At 67.1% G+C, this 16,697-nt stretch carries 14 protein-coding genes; 8 read left to right on the plus strand and 6 right to left on the minus strand.

Annotated features, from left to right (window positions below; genetic code table 11):
- Positions 1 to 129: 129 nt before the first annotated feature.
- Positions 130 to 2,415 carry a cyanophycin metabolism-associated ABC transporter gene (locus ACTG4X_RS07350; RefSeq protein WP_440533530.1) on the plus strand — a complete coding sequence of 762 codons (2,286 nt, stop codon included), beginning with the start codon at positions 130 to 132 and terminating at the stop codon, positions 2,413 to 2,415.
- Positions 2,412 to 2,891, plus strand: coding sequence for a cyanophycin metabolism-associated DUF1854 family protein (locus tag ACTG4X_RS07355; RefSeq protein ID WP_097200037.1), 480 nt, complete (start codon positions 2,412 to 2,414; stop codon positions 2,889 to 2,891). Before ACTG4X_RS07350 ends, ACTG4X_RS07355 begins: the two co-directional genes overlap by 4 nt.
- A gap of 19 nt (positions 2,892 to 2,910) precedes the next feature.
- On the opposite strand, the gene ACTG4X_RS07360 is transcribed toward ACTG4X_RS07355, so the two are convergent.
- From ACTG4X_RS07360 to ACTG4X_RS07375, 4 genes are all read right to left on the minus strand, one after another.
- Positions 2,911 to 3,624, minus strand: a complete 714-nt coding sequence (locus tag ACTG4X_RS07360) for a hypothetical protein (RefSeq protein ID WP_097200036.1) — start codon at positions 3,622 to 3,624, stop codon at positions 2,911 to 2,913.
- The gene (locus tag ACTG4X_RS07365; protein ID WP_257014952.1) at positions 3,621 to 5,153 is read right to left on the minus strand and encodes an alkaline phosphatase; all 1,533 of its coding nucleotides are present in this window, start codon (positions 5,151 to 5,153) and stop codon (positions 3,621 to 3,623) included. Before ACTG4X_RS07365 ends, ACTG4X_RS07360 begins: the two co-directional genes overlap by 4 nt.
- Positions 5,154 to 5,185: 32 nt before the next feature.
- Positions 5,186 to 6,658, minus strand: a complete 1,473-nt coding sequence (locus ACTG4X_RS07370; protein ID WP_097200035.1) for an alkaline phosphatase — start codon at positions 6,656 to 6,658, stop codon at positions 5,186 to 5,188.
- A 184-nt stretch (positions 6,659 to 6,842) separates the two neighbouring features.
- On the minus strand, positions 6,843 to 7,253 hold the full coding sequence (locus ACTG4X_RS07375; protein ID WP_440533531.1) for a DUF2177 family protein: 411 nt from the start codon (positions 7,251 to 7,253) through the stop codon (positions 6,843 to 6,845).
- Between the two features lie 79 nt (positions 7,254 to 7,332).
- On the opposite strand from ACTG4X_RS07375, the gene queC reads away from it, so the two are divergent.
- Positions 7,333 to 8,037 carry a 7-cyano-7-deazaguanine synthase QueC gene (gene queC, locus ACTG4X_RS07380; protein WP_097200033.1) on the plus strand — a complete coding sequence of 235 codons (705 nt, stop codon included), beginning with the start codon at positions 7,333 to 7,335 and terminating at the stop codon, positions 8,035 to 8,037.
- Here the strand turns inward: queC and ACTG4X_RS07385 are convergent.
- The gene (locus ACTG4X_RS07385; protein WP_097200032.1) at positions 8,019 to 9,812 is read right to left on the minus strand and encodes an ABC transporter ATP-binding protein/permease; all 1,794 of its coding nucleotides are present in this window, start codon (positions 9,810 to 9,812) and stop codon (positions 8,019 to 8,021) included. The genes queC and ACTG4X_RS07385 overlap by 19 nt on opposite strands.
- 123 nt (positions 9,813 to 9,935) lie before the next feature.
- Positions 9,936 to 10,496: a phosphonate degradation HD-domain oxygenase gene (locus tag ACTG4X_RS07390; protein ID WP_097200031.1), complete on the minus strand. Its 561-nt coding sequence runs from the start codon at positions 10,494 to 10,496 to the stop codon at positions 9,936 to 9,938.
- Positions 10,497 to 10,756: 260 nt separating this feature from the next.
- On the opposite strand from ACTG4X_RS07390, the gene ACTG4X_RS07395 reads away from it, so the two are divergent.
- Genes ACTG4X_RS07395 through phnX form a run of 5 tightly spaced genes read left to right on the plus strand, consistent with a single transcriptional unit; the run spans position 10,757 to position 16,633 of the window.
- Complete coding sequence (locus ACTG4X_RS07395; protein ID WP_097200030.1) at positions 10,757 to 11,791, plus strand: putative 2-aminoethylphosphonate ABC transporter substrate-binding protein; 1,035 nt, start codon at positions 10,757 to 10,759, stop codon at positions 11,789 to 11,791.
- A 31-nt stretch (positions 11,792 to 11,822) separates the two neighbouring features.
- A complete protein-coding gene (locus tag ACTG4X_RS07400; RefSeq protein ID WP_097200029.1) occupies positions 11,823 to 12,902 on the plus strand; it encodes an ABC transporter ATP-binding protein in 1,080 nt (359 codons plus the stop codon).
- A gap of 2 nt (positions 12,903 to 12,904) precedes the next feature.
- Positions 12,905 to 14,620, plus strand: a complete 1,716-nt coding sequence (locus tag ACTG4X_RS07405; RefSeq protein ID WP_097200028.1) for a putative 2-aminoethylphosphonate ABC transporter permease subunit — start codon at positions 12,905 to 12,907, stop codon at positions 14,618 to 14,620.
- Positions 14,617 to 15,756 carry a TIGR03364 family FAD-dependent oxidoreductase gene (locus ACTG4X_RS07410; protein WP_257014951.1) on the plus strand — a complete coding sequence of 380 codons (1,140 nt, stop codon included), beginning with the start codon at positions 14,617 to 14,619 and terminating at the stop codon, positions 15,754 to 15,756. Before ACTG4X_RS07405 ends, ACTG4X_RS07410 begins: the two co-directional genes overlap by 4 nt.
- Positions 15,757 to 15,805: 49 nt before the next feature.
- Positions 15,806 to 16,633, plus strand: coding sequence for a phosphonoacetaldehyde hydrolase (phnX, locus tag ACTG4X_RS07415; protein ID WP_440533532.1), 828 nt, complete (start codon positions 15,806 to 15,808; stop codon positions 16,631 to 16,633).
- Positions 16,634 to 16,697 lie beyond the last annotated feature (64 nt).

A 16,697-nucleotide genomic window follows, 5' to 3' on the forward strand; every position in this document is an offset into this window, starting at 1 on the left:
GATGTGCTTTGGCCGAGCACCACGGCGCCTTCAAGCGCGCCCATGGCGATCAGTCAGAATCGGCGCCCGACGAAGGGCGCCATGACGCGGTCCATGCGGCCCGCGACGGGCAAGAGTCAAAGAAACACAATGCAACATCACGATCCAGTCGGCACCCGGGAGGGTGAAACAGAGGCGGCTTCAGACGCGCTGAAAAACCGGCTCGCAGTCGCGGAAAACGTTCTGGTAATACTGTCGGTTGACCTCGACGACCAACTTCGCTTCGCTTCCGGCCTAGTGGCCCTGACTGACCAGAGGCTGATCGCGCTCGAACCGGGCGGTCAATGGCGTGAGTGGCCACTAACAGACGCGGCCCTCGAACTGCGCCTGTCCGACCACTCAGGCGTTGGAACCCTAGATCTGACGGGGCCTGCGGGCCGGTTGGGCCGCTGGCGCTACACCCTGGCCGGGCAGGCCGCGGCCCTGCGGCTGCTCAAGCTTTTCGGCCAGCGCATGGCCGGTGTCGCCAAGGAGACACCCGAAGTCATCGAGGTCGCCGATGGCGACGAACCCGCCGACACCGAGCTCCAGACCCCCCCCTCGACCTGGGTGCTGCTGCGCCTGGGCCGCTTCGCCAAGCCCTACCGCAAGCAGCTGATTGCAGGGTTTCTGCTGACCCTGATCTCCACCGCCGCCACCCTGGTGCCGCCGTACCTGACCATCCCGCTGATGGACGACATCCTGATTCCGTTCCAGAACGGGCAGAAGATCGACACCATGCGCGTGGGCCTGTACCTGGGCGGCCTGCTGATCGCGGCGCTGGTCGGCTGGGGGCTGGGCTGGGCGCGCACCTACCTGCTGGCGCTGGTGTCCGAGCGCATCGGCGCCGACCTGCGCACCACCACTTACGAACACCTGCTGACCCTGCCGCTGGACTATTTCGGCGGCAAGCGTACCGGCGACCTGATGGCGCGCATCGGCTCGGAAACCGACCGCATCAACGTTTTCCTGTCTTTGCACGCGCTCGATTTCGCCAACGACGTGCTGATGATCGTGATGACCGCGGCCATCCTGTTTTCCATCAACCCGCTGCTGGCCGTGGTCACGCTGGTGCCGCTGCCCTTCATCGCCTGGATGATCCACGTCGTGCGCGACCGCCTGCGCACCGGCTTCGAGAAGATCGACCGCGTCTGGTCCGAGGTGACGAACGTGCTGGCCGACACCATTCCCGGCATCCGCGTGGTCAAGGCCTTCGCGCAGGAGCGCCGCGAAGCCGAGCGCTTTCGCATTGCCAACGCCTACAACCTGCAGGTGAACGACAAGCTCAACCGCACCTGGTCGCTGTTCACGCCGACCGTGTCGCTGCTGACCGAAATCGGCCTGCTCGTGGTCTGGGCCTTCGGCATCTGGCAGGTGGCGCGCGGCAGCATCACGGTGGGTGTGCTCACCGCCTTCATCGCCTACATCGGCCGCTTCTACACGCGACTCGACTCGATGAGCCGCATCGTCTCGGTCACGCAGAAGGCCGCGGCCGGCGCCAAGCGCATCTTCGACATCCTCGACCACGTGAGCAACGTGCCCGAGCCGGCCAACCCGGTGAAGGTGGAGCGCGTGCAGGGGCGCATCGAGATGAGCGGGCTGGGCTTTCGCTATGGCTCGCGCGCGGTGATCCACGACCTCGACCTGGTGATCGAGCCCGGCGAGATGATCGGCCTGGTGGGCCACAGCGGCTCGGGCAAGAGCACGCTGGTCAACCTGATCTGCCGCTTCTACGACGTGACCGACGGCGCCATCAAGGTCGACGGCACCGACATCCGCCGCTTCGCCGTGGCCGACTACCGGCGCCACGTGGGGCTGGTGCTGCAAGAGCCGTTTTTGTTCTTCGGCACCATCGCGCAGAACATCGCCTACGGCAAGCCCGACGCCACGCGCGAGGAAGTCGTCGCCGCAGCCCGTGCGGCCCACGCACACGACTTCATCCTGCGGCTGCAGCACGGCTACGACTCGCTGGTCGGCGAGCGCGGGCAGGGGCTGTCGGGCGGCGAGCGCCAGCGCATCAGCATTGCGCGCGCGCTGCTGATCGACCCGCGCATCCTGATCCTCGACGAGGCCACCTCGGCCGTGGACACCGAAACCGAGAAGGAAATCCAGAAGGCGCTCGACAACCTCGTACAGGGCCGTACCACCATCGCCATCGCGCACCGCCTGTCGACGCTGCGCAAGGCCGACCGGCTCGTGGTCATGGACCGCGGCGAGGTGGTCGAAGTGGGACCGCACGACGCCTTGATGGCGAAGCAGGGCGCCTACTGGCGGCTCTACCAGGCGCAACTGCGCCAGGGCGACGACGACGCGAGCGAAGGAGCCGCCGACGAGCGCGCTAACGCGCAGGCGCCGCTGGCCATCAGCCACGCAGCCCATCCGGCGGGGGACGCATGACCGAGCACAACACCCCATCTTTCGAACTCGAACGCGATGCCTTCGGCCGCCTCGTGCTGACCGACGCGCAGGGCGAGCGCCATGTGGGCGTCGTGCCTGTGCGGGCCTTTCCGCTGAGCGCGCCCGGCCATGGCATTTCGCTGGTCGGCAGCGAAGGGCGCGAACTGGTCTGGATCGACAGCGTCGATCAACTGCCGGCGCAGGCCAGGACGCTGCTGGAAGAAGAACTCGCGGTGCGCGACTTCGCGCCCACGCTGCTGCGCCTGCACGGCGTGTCGAGCTTCGGCGTGCCCAGCACCTGGACCGTCAGCACCGACCGCGGCGACACCACCTTCGTGCTGAAGGCCGAGGAAGACATCCGCCGGCTCGAAGGCGGTGCGCTGCTCATTGCGAGCGCGCACGGCGTGCAGTTCCGCATTCCCGATGTGAAGATGCTCGACCGGGCCTCGCGCAAGCTGCTCGAGCGCTTCCTCTGAGGCGCCCGGCCCGGTTCGATCAGTCCAGCAGGTCGGAGTACTCGCCGCGCTCATAGGCGTCGGCGATCTGCCACGGCAGCGTCTTCGGCGCCGGGATGGCCGAAGCCGTCATCACGTTGAGCGAGGTGCCGTGCGCATTGCGCTGCTCGATCTTGCGGGCGTAGCGGCCTGCCACGTCCCAGTCGATGCGCAGCGTGCTCTCGCCCTGCTGTATCTCGTAGCGCTGCACGCCCTTGTTGCCGGCCGTGCCCAGCGCCTTCATGTGCGGCAGGCTGGCGGGGTCGACCAGCCAGTAGGCATTTGCCCACGAGCCGCCGTAGCCCACGTTGCCGAAGTTGGCCTTGTCGACCTCGATCAGCTTGCGCTGCTGGCGCAGCACCATGCCCACTTGCACCTTGCCGGCCGCATCGCGGCGCAGCCACAGCGGCGCCGCGGTGTTGTCGGCGTGCGAGTGGCCGATGTGCACCTTGCCTTCGCTGGCCTCGTGGTCGTGGTCGGCGCGCAGCGCGGGCGGCAGCTCGCGTTCGATCCACACCGTGCCGGCGCGGCGGAACATCAGGTCGGCATAGCGGCTTTCGCGCTGCACGCCGTCCTTGCCGATCGTCAGCACATGGTGCTGGATGCGCAGGTTCTGGTCGGGCGCCGCGGCGTCACCCGCGGCGCTGGCTGCCAGCGGAATCGCTGCGAGGGCCGCAGCCGCCAGCAGCGCCTTGAGCGTCGAGGGAACGCTCACAGGCCGGCCGCCTCTTTGACCTTGTTGAACACCTTGATGTTCTCCACGGTGCCCTTGAAGATCTTCGAGCCCGCGCCGCCGGCGAACAGCATCACGTCGCCGCCGCCATGGGTTTCCGCGCCGGGCGTGCCGAGGTTGATGCCGACTTCCTGCAGGAAGTTGTCGTCCTCGGTGTCCATCGCGGTCTGGTCGTCGCGCGAAGTCGCGCGTGCCGGTGCGATCCACGGCTTGTTGCCGTCTTCCGCGTTGACCTGGCTGGAGCCCGTCGCGTTGGGCCGGCCGCCGTTGCCGAACACCAGCGTGGTGTAGGGCTTGCCATCGGTCGCCTTTGCCAGCTTGCCGTCGGAGTAGCTGTTGACCTTGCCGAGAATCGGGTTGCCGATCTTCGGATAGCCGTTGAAGGCAATCGCATGGTCATGGTCGGCCGTGACCACCACCAGCGTGTTCTTCAGGCCCGGGTCCTTCTTCCCCATGTAGTCGAGCGCGGCCTGGATGGCCGCGTCGAAGGCCAGGGTGTCTTCCAGCGCGCGCTTGGCATTGGTGCCGTGCAGCGCATGGTCGATGCGGCCGCCTTCCACCATCAGGAAGAAGCCCTTGTCGTTCTTGCTGAGCACGCCGAGCGCCTTCTCGGTCATGTCCGACAGGCTGGGCTGGTCGAGGCTCTGCTTCACGCGGTCGAGCTCGTAGGCCATTTCGCTCTGCGAGAACAGGCCCAGCAGCTTGCTGGTGGCCGCCGTGTCGACGGTCTTGAGCTTGGTGCCGGTGTCGACGTAGGTGTAGCCCTTGGCCTTCATTGCAGCCACCAGGTCGGCGCCGTCGGTGCGCTTGCTGCTGGGGTTGGCCGCGACCGGCAGGTAGTTGCGCTGGCCGCCGCCCATCAGCACGTCGATGCCGTCGAGCAGCTTGGGGTTGTAGTTGGCATGGCCCGGCACGCTCTGCTCGGCGATGGTGTTGTAGCCGTTGCGATTGCAGATGTGCGAGTAGGTGGTGGCCGGTGTGGCATGGCCGACGCGCGTGGTCGACACCGCACCCACCGCGCGGCCCTTGGCCTTGGCGAGTTCGAGCAGCGTGTCGACGGCCTTGCCGTTGGTCGGCTGGCAGGTCGTGTCCTCGCCGTTGATGTACTGCTTGCCGGTGCTGTCGACGGCGGTGGTGTCGCCCGACATCGAGATCACCTCGTTGCGCATCTTCACGCCGGTCATGTAGGCGGCCATGGAGGGCGCGCTGTCGGTGGTCTGGCCGTCGAGCGAGAAGGTCTTCACGCGCGCTGCGTACGGCAGCGACTGCATGACGAGGTTGGCGCGCTCGGGGCTCACCAGCGAGCCGGGCTTGGCGGCCAGCTGCTTCTCGCCCTTGTAGATGCGCGCGGCGGTCACGGTGACGGGACCCATGCCGTCGCCGAGGAAGAAGATGACGTTCTTGGCTTCGCCGGCGGCGTGCGCGGTGCCGGCCAGGGTGCCGGCGGCGGCGCAGACGAGGGCGGCTGCCAGGCGGGTGTTGCGGGTGATGCGGTTCATGGTCGTGTTCATGGTTGTGTTCGTCGATGAGCGCTCGCTGCCCTTCACAGGCCGACCGCCTTCTTGATGAGGCCGAACACGTCGGTGTTGGTGATCACGCCGGCGAAGTTGTCGGCGCCCAGGCCCTGCGCGCCGAGGAACACGTCGGCACCGCCATGGGTTTCGGAATCGCTGGCCGCATCCATCGGCACCACGGCTTCCTGCCGGTAGTCCTTGTTTTCCAGCTCGGCGTCGGAGATCGGGCCGCGCGTGGCGAGGCGGCGCGGGCCGTTGCCGAAACCGATGATGGTGTAGGGGTTGCCATCCACGTCCTTGCTGGTCTTGCTGGTGTCGACGTAGTCCTTCACGAGGCCGAGCACGCCGGGCTTGCCCGCTTCGGTCTTGCCGGTGCGCGCGGCATAGCCGTTGAGCTGCAGCGTGTGGTCGTGGTCGGCCGTGACCACCACCAGCGTGTTCTTCAGGCCCGGATCGATGGCCTGCATCTTGTCGAGCGCGAGCTTGATGGCGTCGTCGAAGGCACCGGTGTCCTGCAGTGCGCGGCGCGCGTTGGTGGCGTGCAGCGCGTGGTCGATGCGCCCGCCTTCCACCATCAGGAAGAAGCCCTTTTTGCGCGCGGCCAGCGCGTCGATGGCCTTGCCGGTCATCTCGGCCAGGCTCGGCTCCTTGGTGGCGTCGCGGTCGAGGTCGTAGGCCATGTGGCTCTTGGTGAAGAGGCCGGCGATCTTGGTGGCGCCGTCGGCCGGCAGCTTGTCGAACTCGGTCTTGTTGGCGGCGAAGCTGTATTTGGCGGCCTTCAGCTCGGCGATGAGGTCGCGCTTGTCGTTGCGCTTGCCGCCGGCTTCCTTGGCGATGAAGTAGTCGGTGCCGCCGCCGAAGAACACGTCGACGCCGTCGCCCAGCTTGCTGTTGTAGCCCGCGCCGCCCGGCACGAGCGCGGCGGCGATGGTGTTTTCCGCATCGCGGTGGCACACGTGCGAGTACGTGGCGGCGGGCGTGGCGTGCGTGATGCGGGTGGTGGTCACCACGCCGGTTGCGTAGCCCTTGGCCTTGCTCTGCTCCAGCAGCGTTTCAACGGCCTGGCCGTTGCCCGAGGGGCAGGTGCTGTCGAAGTTGACCTGGTAGGCCTTGCCCGAGGCGTCGGCGGCCTTGGTCTCGGGGCTCATCGAGATGACTTCGTTGTTCATCTTCACGCCGGTCATGTAGGCTGACATCGAAGGGGCGCTGTCGGTTACCTGCGCGTCGTTCGAATAGGTGTGGACGAAGGCCGTCTCGGGCAGCGTGTCCATCGTGAGGTCGCCGTCTTCGCCGACCTTGTAGATGCGTGCGGCGGTCATGGTGGTGATGCCCATGCCGTCGCCGAGGAAGAACAGGACGTTCTTGGGTGCCTGCGCGGCCGGCGGCGCGGTGGTCGTCGGCGGAATGAACGGCAACACGACGCCGTTGTTGTTGCTGCCGCCGCAAGCGGACAGCAGTAGTGAGGCGCCCAGCAGCGCCGGGGCAATGAAGCGTTGGGTCATGATTCCCTCGGGTGGTTGTTTGACCGGTGCACCGGGCGTGCACCATTTCTGGAGGTGAAATCTAAAGACGTCAGATGACCCGGCCGTGACGAGTTGAAAGCAGAATGAAAGTTCAGCCTTCTTCTTGAAATAAATGCGCGATCTGTCTTCGGCGTGTCATGCACGCCCGGCTGGCGGAGGCGACTCAGCGTGGCGCGAGCCAGCGCAGCGCCGCTGCGCCGGCTGCAGCAGCCACGCCGCTCACCAGCCTGCCCCAGGCGATGTCGATGAACGACAGCGCCAGCGGCCAGTTGCGGATGACGGCGAGGTTGGTGAGGTCGTAGGTGCCGTAGCAGAACAGGCCGAACAGCCCGCCCAGCAGCGCCGCCCGCGTCACGCCGCGTGCCCGCAGGCCGGGCACGATCGCGAACACCAGCAGGCCGACGGGGTAGGTGAGGTAGAACAGGGCCGCGAAGCCCAGCCGCGGATTCGGCGACATCAGATCGCCCATGGCCTGCTGGTACATGTTCTTGGCGACGAAGCCGAGCCAGAGCACGTCGAGCGCCAGCAGCACCGCGAAAGTGGCGACCCATGCAAGCAGGTGTTTGGCGTTCATGTGGGAGATCGTATCCACGTCCCCGGGGCACCTGCGAAAATCGCACATTTGGACTACAACGGCCCCGCCGTTGACGGATATGCCCCTGCACACCACCGCCCTCGTTCTGTTTTCCGGCGGCCAGGACTCGACCACCTGCCTCGCCGATGCGCTCTCGAAGTACCAGCGCGTCGAAACCCTGGGCTTCGACTACGGGCAGCGCCACCGCGTCGAGCTCGATGTGCGCGGCACCATCCTCTCGAAGATGCGCGAGCGCTTCCCCGACTGGGCGCCGCGCCTGGGCGAAGACCATGTGCTCACGCTCGCCGCGCTGGCGCAGCTCGGCGGCTCCTCGCTCACCGAAGAGGTCGCCTTCGCCATGCAGGCCGACGGCCTGCCCAACACCTTCGTGCCCGGGCGCAACCTGCTGTTTCTCACGCTGGCCGGCGCGCTGGCCTACCGGCGCGGGCTGCAGGTGATCGTCACCGGTGTCTGCGAGACCGACTTCTCGGGCTACCCCGACTGCCGCGACGACACCATGAAGGCGATGCAGCTTGCGCTGTCGCTCGGGCTGGAGCGCCGCCTCGTCATCGAGACGCCGCTCATGTGGATCGACAAAGCCGAGACCTGGACCATGGCGCACCGCCTGGGCGGCGAGGCGCTGGTCGACCTGATCGTGGCAGAGACCCACACCTGCTACCTCGGCGACCGCGTGCACCGCCAGGCCTGGGGCTACGGTTGCGGCGAGTGCCCCGCCTGCGACCTGCGCAAGAAGGGCTGGGAGCGCTACGCCGCGGCGGGCTGAACCCCCGCCGAAGTGTTCAGCCGGTAGCGTGCGCCGCCGGCGGCGCCGTCTTCCTGCGGCACCAGCGTCCATCGCTGGTTGTGGAAGTCGCCCACGGCCGCGCGGTGCGCGATCGACACCATCGCCCCGCCGGCGGCGTGCACCGTGGCGGCGAGCCGCTTGTAGAGCACGCTCTCGGCCTGCGCATCGAGCGCGCTGGTGATCTCGTCGGCGAACAGCCATGCCGGTTTCTTGAGCAGTACCCGCGCGATGGCCAGGCGCTGCTGCTCGCCGCCGGAGAGCTTCTGGCTCCAGGCGTCGCTGTCGTCCAGGCGGCTCACGAGGTCGGGCAGCAGCGCGTCGGTCAGGGCCTGGCGCAGCTGGTCGTCGCTGAAGTTCGATGCGGGGTTGGGGTAGGTCAGCGCATCGCGCAGCTTGCCGTCGGGCACGTAGGGCCGCTGGGGCATGAAGGCGACGTTGTCGGGCACCTGCAGCTTGCCCTTCGAGAACGGCCAGATGCCCGCGAACGAGCGGAAGAGGGTCGACTTGCCGCTGCCCGAGGGTCCTTGCAGCAGCACGCTGTCACCGGGCTTCACCGCCAGCGCGGCGCCGGCGAGCAGCGGTGTGCCGTTCGGCAGCGCGACCGCGAGGTCGTCGGTTTGCAGCATCTCCGAGGGCGCGCGCTGCAGGGCGTCGTCCCGCGAGGCATGGGCCGTCATGCTGTCGTCGAAGCTGGTGAGACGGTCGGTGGTGGCGCGCCACACGGCCACGCTGTCGTAGTTGTCGACGAACCAGCTGAGCGACTCCTGCACCTTGCCGAAGGCCGAGCCGATCTGCATCAGGTGGCCGAGCTGGAACGCGCCACCAAAGTATTGCTGCGCCGCCACGAGAAACGGAAAAATCACTGCTGCCTGCCCGAAGAACGAGGTGAAAGTGACGAGGTTCTTCTGCTGCTTGATCAGTTTCAGGTAGTTGCGCAGCACATCGCCGAAGCGCAGGTCGAGCTGGCCGCGCTCGACCTTCTCGCCGTGGTCCAGCGCGATGGCTTCGCTGTACTCCCGCACGCGCACGAGGTGGTGCCGGAAATCGGCCTCGTAGCGCTGCTGCCTGAAGTTCAGGCCGATCAGTGGACGGCCGATGAAATGCGTGACGACGGTGCCGACGATGGAATAACCCAGTGCCAGCCAAACCATCGCACCGACGATCTGGTAGGTGGTGCCGCTGAAGGTGAACGAGAAATTGCCCGACAGTCCCCAGAGCAGGCCGATGAAGCTCAGGAGCGTGACGACGGCGTTCAGCAGGCCCATCGAGAGCGTCATCGTGGAGCTGGTGAAGATCTGCATGTCTTCCTGGAGGCGCTGGTCGGGGTTGTCCGGCGTGTGGCCGTCCTTGTTGGCGTAACGCGCGAGTTCCAGGTGATAGAAGGTGCGGTCCGCCATCCAGCGCGACAGGTAGCTGCGCGTCATCCAGGTGCGCCAGCGCAGCTGCAGCAGCTGGGTTATGTAGAACTTCAGCACCTGCACCGCGATGTTGAAGAAGGCGATCCAGCCGAACACGCGCACTTCGCGCCAGAAGGTCGTCACGTCCTTGTTCTGCAGCGCGTCGTAGAAGCGCCCGTACCACTGGTTGCCCAGCACCGCCACATATACATAGAAGAGGTTGAGCGCGACGATGGTCAGCAGCATGGCGCGCGCGCGCCATTTCTCCTCGGACCGGAAGTAGGGCGCCGCGAGCGAGAAGACGCGGCGCAGTACCTGGATGAACGTGCTTGCGCGCGCGGTGACGGATGAAGACATGTGGTTTCCTCGCAGGCGCCCGTGCGGCGCCGGTCATCATGAAGAAACCATCGTAGACAAGAGTTTCTTAATCCGGCCTGAAATCGGCCTGAAACCTTGCCCAGCCTCCGAAAAACAGGCCCGTCAGTGCAGCATGACCCTGGCCGCCGTTGCCAGGAAGTGCGCCAGCGGCGGCGTTTGCAGCCCTTGCGCCTTCGCCTCTTCGTCCCACAGCCGCAGCCGCACGGCGTCGCCCGACCAGCGGTGCGTGGCAAAGCGCTGCGCCGCTTCCGCGTCCATCACGCCGCCTTGCAGGGCCAGGCTGCGCACCGAATCGGGCGAGAGCTTCGAGAAATAGTCGGGTCGCGTCGCGCACAGGTAGCGCTTGGCGTCCACATGCAGGCGGATCGGCTCGCGCACTTCGATGTCGAAGGCGCCGCGCAGCAAGGGCAGTGCGATGTATTGATGGCGGTCGTCGATGCCCAGCTGGGTAGGAGAGTGCGAAAGCGTCTGGTGCTCGGCGATCAGCAGGTGGCCCAGGTCATGCAGCAGCGCGGCGGTGACCAGTGAATCGCTCGCACCGGCCTGTTCCGCAAGCCAGGCGCATTGCAGCGCATGTTCCAGCTGGGACACGGGCTCGCCCGCGTACGCGACTCCACCGCGTTCAGCGAACAGGCGGGCGATCTCGGCAAGGTCGAGTGTCATGAAAGCGAAGCGAAAACACAGGGAATAACTCCGGCAGCTTGACGCGACGCAATGACATGCGGATGACGAAGCCGCCGCGACATCGCCGGCCTCGGGTGTATTTCTGGGTATTTGGGTGTTTCTGGGGCATCTGACAAATTCCTGTCACATGCCGGTGCCAGCATCGCCCGCATCGCTGAACGGCACTTGCGTACTTTCGCTTGCCTGCCCGTGTGTCCCGCATCGCGTCTTTTCTACTTTTCCCAAGGGGAACCTCCACCATGCTGCACCGTCAACTCCGCTGGGCCTTCGTGCCGGCCGCCCTGTTCTCGCTGGCTTTTGCCGCATCGGCCCAGGGCCGCACCGAGCTGCTGGTCTACACCGCGCTCGAAGCCGACCAGGTGCAGGCCTACAAGGCCGCATTCGAAAAGGAGAACCCGAGCATCGAGCTGAAGTTCGTGCGCGACTCGACCGGCATCGTTACCGCCAAGCTGCTGGCCGAAAAGGCCAACCCGCAGGCCGACGTGGTGTGGGGCCTGGCCGCCACCTCGCTGATGCTGCTCGACAAGGAAGGCATGCTCCAGCCCTATGCGCCCAAGGGCCTGGACGCCATCAAGCCGACCATGCGCGATGCGGCCAACCCGCCCAAGTGGGTCGGCATGGACGTGTGGTCCTCGGCCATCTGCTTCAACACCGCCGAAGCGCAGAAGAAGAACCTGCCCAAGCCCACCAGCTGGGCTGACCTGACCAACCCGGTCTACAAGGGCCAGATCACCATGCCCAACCCGGCTGCGTCGGGCACCGGCTACCTGATGGTGTCGGGCTGGATCCAGATGATGGGTGAAGAAAAGGCGTGGAAGTACATGGACGCGCTGCACCAGAACATCGGCATCTACAGCCAGTCGGGCAGCAAGCCCTGCCGCCAGGCCGGCGCCGGCGAGTTCGCGCTCGGCATGTCCTTCGAATACCGCGCCAACAAGACCAAGCGCGATGGCGCTCCCATCGACATCGTGCTGCCGAAGGAAGGCCTGGGCTGGGACATGGAAGCCACCGGCATCATGAAGACCAGCAAGAAGCAGGACGCCGCCAAGGCGCTGGCCGACTGGGCCGTGACCAAGCAGGCCAACGAGCTGTATGCCAAGAACTTCGCGGTGCTCGCGCTGCCGGGCATCCAGGAAAAGCTTGAATTCGTGCCGGGCGACGTCGAGAAGCTGCTCGCCAAGAACGACTTCAGCTGGGCGGCAGCCAACCGCGATCGCATCCTGACGGAATGGTCGAAGCGCTACGAGTCCAAGTCGGAAAAGAAGCCGCTTTGATCCTGTCGTTGAAACCAAGCGGTACCCGGTCATGACGAGCAGCAGCTTTCTTTCCCTTCGCGGCATCGGCAAGTCCTTTGGCGCCACACGCGTGCTCGACGGCATCGATCTCGACATCGAGCCCGGCGAGTTCGTGTGCCTGCTCGGCCCCTCGGGCTGCGGCAAGACCACGCTGCTGCGCATCGTCTGCGGCATCGAGCGCGCCGACAGCGGCCAGATCCTGCTCGGCGGCCAGGACATCGCGGGCCTGCCGCCCGCGGCGCGCGGCTTCGGCGTGGTGTTCCAGTCGTACGCACTGTTTCCCAACCTGACGGCCGCGCAGAACATCGCCTACGGCCTGCACCCCACGGGCGCACTGGCCCGCGAGATGGCCAAGCGCTCGCGCGAGATGCTCGACCTCGTCGGTCTGGCCGCGCATGCCGACAAATACCCCGTCCAGCTCTCGGGCGGACAGCAGCAGCGCATTGCACTGGCGCGTGCGCTTGCGCCCAACCCGCGCCTGCTGCTGCTCGACGAGCCGCTCTCCGCGCTCGACGCGCAGGTGCGCGCCAGCCTGCGCAGCGAAATCCGCGCGCTGCAGAAGCGCCTGGGCATCGTCACCATCATGGTCACGCACGACCAGGAAGAAGCCCTCTCGATGGCCGACCGCGTGGTGCTGATGCACAACGGCCGCATCGAGCAGGCGGGCACGCCCGACGAGTTGTACCGCCAGCCGCGTACCCGCTTCGTGGCGGGCTTCGTGGGCCGCATGAACATGCTGCCGGCCACCGTGCTGGCCGACGGCAAGGTGCGCGTGCGCGACAGCGAGCTGTTCTGTGCGCCCGGCAGCCTCAGCGTCGGTTCGCAGACAACCGTGGGCATCCGGCCCGAGCACGTGGTCGTGAAGCGCTTCGGCACCGAGCTCGGTGCCAACAGCTTTGCGGCACGCCTGCTCGACACCGAGTTCTTCGGCAACCGCACCTCGGCCCGCCTGACCTGCGAGCCGCTGGGCATCGAGATCGAGGCCGAGTTGCCCGCCGATGCGCGCGGCGGCGGCAGCGATCCGCTGGTGCCGAGCAGCATGGTGCATATCCAGCTGCCCCTGAACGCGCTGTCGGTCCTGGCGAACTGAGCATGAGCAGTTTTCCCGACGCCATCGCCGTTGTGCCGGTGGTGGTGGCGCGTGGCAGCGCATTCGACCGCGAGCGCTGGCTGACGGGCGCGGCCGTGTTGCTGGCCGTGCTGCTGCTGGTGGTGATCGTGGCGCTGCCGGTCGGGGCACTGGTCGGCCAGAGCTTCTTCGACCGCGCGGGCGCGTTCGTCGGCCTTGCCAACTTCGCGCGCTACCTCGACAACCCGGCGCTGGTGCAGTCGGCCTTCAACAGCCTGGGGCTCGCGGCCCTCAGCGCCGTGATCTGCACGGGCATCGCCTACGTGTACGCCTACGGGCTCACGCTGTCGTGCATGCCGGCCAAGGGCCTGCTGCGCGCGGTGGCGCTGGTGCCGCTGCTGGCGCCTTCGCTGCTGCCCGCGATCAGCCTCGTCTACCTGTTCGGCAACCAGGGCCTGTTCAAGGGGCTGCTGGGGGGGGCGTCAATCTACGGCCCGCTGGGCATCGTGCTCGGCTCGGTGTTCTGGACGCTGCCGCATGCGCTGCTGATCCTCACCACCGCCATGGCCACCTCCGACGGCCGGCTCTACGAGGCCGCGCAGACGCTGGGCGCCTCGCGCTGGCGCATCTTCCGCACGGTGACGCTGCCGGCCTCGCGCTATGGCCTCATCGTGGCCGCGATGGTCGTGTTCGTGCTGGTCATCACCGACTTCGGCGTGCCGAAGGTGGTGGGCGGGCAGACCGGCGTGCTCGCGACCGACATCTACAAGCAGGTGGTCGGGCAGCAGAACTTCCAGATGGGCGCGGTGGTCGGCCTCGTGCTGCTGATTCCGGCGGTGCTGTCGTTCCTGGTCGAGCGCCATGTGCGCAGCAAGCAGGCGGCGGCGCTGTCGGCGCGTGCCACGCCTTACCAGCCGGAGCCCGTGAAGGTGCGCGACCGCGCGCTGCTGGCCTTCTGCGTGCTCACGGCCTGCGGCATCCTCGTGATGATCGGCATGGCGGTGTTCGCCTCGCTGGCCACCTTCTGGCCCTACAACCTTGTGCCGTCGTTCAAGAACTACGACTTCAGCAACATGGACGGGGGCGGCTGGGGCAGCTACTTCAACTCGCTGCGGCTGGCTGTGTGCGCGGCGGTGGCGGGCGCATTCATCACCTTCATCTCGGCCTATTTCGTCGAGAAGCCGCGCCACTTCGGCCTGCTGCGTGAGCTGCTGAACCTGCTGGCCAACCTGCCGCTCGCGGTGCCGGGGCTGGTGCTGGGCGTGGGCTACATCTTCTTCTTCATCTCGCCTTCGAACCCGCTGCGTGCCATCTACGGCAGCATGACCATCCTCGTGGTGTGCACGGTGGCGCACTTCTTCTCGGTGGCGCACCTGACTTCGCTCACGGCGCTGCGCCAGCTCGACCGCGAATACGAGTTGGTGTCCGAGTCGATGGGCGTGCCGTTCTGGCGCACGCTGTGGCGCGTGCACTTGCCGGTGGCGCTGCCGACCGTGCTCAATGTGGGCGGCTATTTCTTCGTCAACGCGATGACGACCGTGTCGGCCGTCGTGTTCCTCTATTCGCCGCAGACCACGCTCGCCGCCATCGCCGTGCTCAACATGGACGACGCCGGCGACGTCGCGCCCGCCGCCGCCATGGCTTCGCTGATCATGCTCACCGCCGCCATCGGCCGGGGCGTGTTCGCGCTGGCCGGGCAGTGGGCGCTCAAGCGCACCCAGGCCTGGAGACAACGGTGATCACCACCCCCGCACACGACCCCGACAGCTTCGATCTCATCGTGGTCGGTGCCGGCATCGTCGGCCTGGCCCACGCCTACAGCGCCGTGCAGCGCGGCCTCAAGGTCTGCGTGATCGAGCGCGACGCAGCCTGCATCGGCGCTTCGATCCGCAACTTCGGCTTCATCACCGTCACCGGCCAGGCGCCGGGCGACATGTGGCGCCGCGCGATGCATTCCCGCGGTGTGTGGAACGAGGTCGCACCGCAGGCCGGCATCGAGGTCGTGCACCGCAACCTCTGGCTCGCGGCCTATCGCCCCGAGGCGCACGACGTGCTCGAAGCCTTCATGCGCACGCCGATGGGCAAGGGCTGCGAACTGCTCGACGCCGCCGATGCGCAGGCCAAGGCGCCAGCGCTGAGCCTGGCGGATGCGCGCTCGGTGCTTTTCAGCCCGTACGAACTGCGCGTCGAATCACGCACCGCCATCGGCCTGCTGACCAAATGGCTGGCCGAGGCGCACGGCGTGACCTTCCGTTTCAGCGAAGCCGTGCTCGAAGTCGAAACGCCCCGCGTACGTACCTCGCTCGGCACGCTGCATGCCGAGCGCGTGGTGGTCTGCACCAACACCGACCTGCACGGCCTGTTCGCTGGCCGCATTGCCGCGCACGACCTCACGCTGTGCCGCCTGCAGATGCTGCGTGTGAAGCCCGAGGCGGGCTTCCGTCTGCCCGGCTCGGTAATGTCGGACCTGAGCCTCGTGCGCTACGAGGGCTACAGCACGCTGCCAGAGGCCGCCGCGTTGCGCGCGCGCCTGCAGCAGGAAGAGGCCGCATCGCTCGCTCACGGCATCCATCTGATCGTGGTGCAGAGCGCCGACGGCTCGCTGGTGGTCGGCGACTCGCACCACTACGCCGACGCACCCGAGCCCTTCGCGATGGAGGAGGTCGACCAGCTCATCCTGCGCCACCTGCGCAGCACGCTGAACCTCGAGGCCGCGCAGGTCACCGAGCGCTGGACCGGCGTGTACCCCTCATCGAAGACTACGCCCTGCGTGATCGACGTGCCCGACGACGCCACGCGCGTGGTGCTGGTCACCAGCGGCAGCGGGGCGAGCACCGGTTTCGGCATCGCGCACGACGTCTTCAACGCCTGGTGACGGCTGCAGGGCCGTTGCCTTCCTTCCGAACCTCTTCATCTCAGCCGCCATGAACGCCCACAACCACTCCCAACTCCAGGCCGTCGTCTTCGACTGGGCCGGCACCATCCTCGATTTCGGTTCCTGCGCCCCCATGGGCGCCTTCGTGAAGCTGTTCGAGCAGTTCGGCATAGACATCACCATCGCCGAGGCGCGCGGACCGATGGGCGTGGCCAAGTGGGACCACATCAAGGCGCTTGGCACGCTGCCGCGCATCAATGCCCAGTGGGAGGCAAAGCACGGCCATGCGTTCAACGACGCCGATGCCGACAAGCTGTATGAAATCTTCACGCCCATGAACGCAGCCAGCGCACGCGACCATGCCGACTTCATTCCGGGCGCGCTCGAGGCCGTCGGCGTGCTGCGCCAGCGCGGCCTGAAGATCGGCTCGACCACCGGCTACAACCGCCCGATCATGGAAGTGGTCGCGCCCATCGCCGCGGCCGGCGGTTATGCGCCCGACAACCTCGTGTGCGGCGGCGACCTCGCCGAAGGCCGCCCGTCGCCACTGATGATGTATCGCTGCTTCGCCGACCTCGGTGTGTGGCCGCCGCACACCGTGGTGAAGGTCGACGACACCGGCGTCGGCCTGGAGGAAGGGCTCAACGCGGGCACCTGGGCCGTGGGCGTGGCCGTCAGCGGCAACGTGAACGGTCTCACGCTGGCCGAATGGCATGCGCTCGATGAAGGCCAGCAGCAAGAGCGCCGCGCACGCGCCACCGCCGAACTCGAAGCGGCCGGCGCGCATTACGTGATCGACAGCGTGGCCGACTTGCCGCAGGTGCTGGAAGACATCGAACGCCGGCTGCAGCGCGGCGAGCGGCCTGTCGTCGCCTGACCTGTAGCCAGAAGCGGCAGCGTCCGACTTGACGCACGCCTTCGCGGGCATAGCATGCCCGCCA

The sequence above is a fragment of the Variovorax sp. YR566 genome (assembly GCF_051992195.1).
Taxonomy (GTDB): domain Bacteria; phylum Pseudomonadota; class Gammaproteobacteria; order Burkholderiales; family Burkholderiaceae_C; genus Variovorax.

Excerpts from the sequence above, each read along its gene's own strand:
- ACTG4X_RS07350 (WP_440533530.1), top strand. The coding sequence starts at position 130 with ATGCAACATCACGATCCAGTCGGCACCCGGGAGGGTGAAACAGAGGCG.
- ACTG4X_RS07355 (WP_097200037.1), top strand. The coding sequence starts at position 2,412 with ATGACCGAGCACAACACCCCATCTTTCGAACTCGAACGCGATGCCTTC.
- ACTG4X_RS07365 (WP_257014952.1), bottom strand. The coding sequence starts at position 5,153 with ATGAACACGACCATGAACCGCATCACCCGCAACACCCGCCTGGCAGCC.
- ACTG4X_RS07370 (WP_097200035.1), bottom strand. The coding sequence starts at position 6,658 with ATGACCCAACGCTTCATTGCCCCGGCGCTGCTGGGCGCCTCACTACTG.
- ACTG4X_RS07375 (WP_440533531.1), bottom strand. The coding sequence starts at position 7,253 with ATGAACGCCAAACACCTGCTTGCATGGGTCGCCACTTTCGCGGTGCTG.
- queC (WP_097200033.1), top strand. The coding sequence starts at position 7,333 with ATGCCCCTGCACACCACCGCCCTCGTTCTGTTTTCCGGCGGCCAGGAC.
- ACTG4X_RS07385 (WP_097200032.1), bottom strand. The coding sequence starts at position 9,812 with ATGTCTTCATCCGTCACCGCGCGCGCAAGCACGTTCATCCAGGTACTG.
- ACTG4X_RS07390 (WP_097200031.1), bottom strand. The coding sequence starts at position 10,496 with ATGACACTCGACCTTGCCGAGATCGCCCGCCTGTTCGCTGAACGCGGT.
- ACTG4X_RS07395 (WP_097200030.1), top strand. The coding sequence starts at position 10,757 with ATGCTGCACCGTCAACTCCGCTGGGCCTTCGTGCCGGCCGCCCTGTTC.
- ACTG4X_RS07400 (WP_097200029.1), top strand. The coding sequence starts at position 11,823 with ATGACGAGCAGCAGCTTTCTTTCCCTTCGCGGCATCGGCAAGTCCTTT.
- ACTG4X_RS07405 (WP_097200028.1), top strand. The coding sequence starts at position 12,905 with ATGAGCAGTTTTCCCGACGCCATCGCCGTTGTGCCGGTGGTGGTGGCG.
- phnX (WP_440533532.1), top strand. The coding sequence starts at position 15,806 with ATGAACGCCCACAACCACTCCCAACTCCAGGCCGTCGTCTTCGACTGG.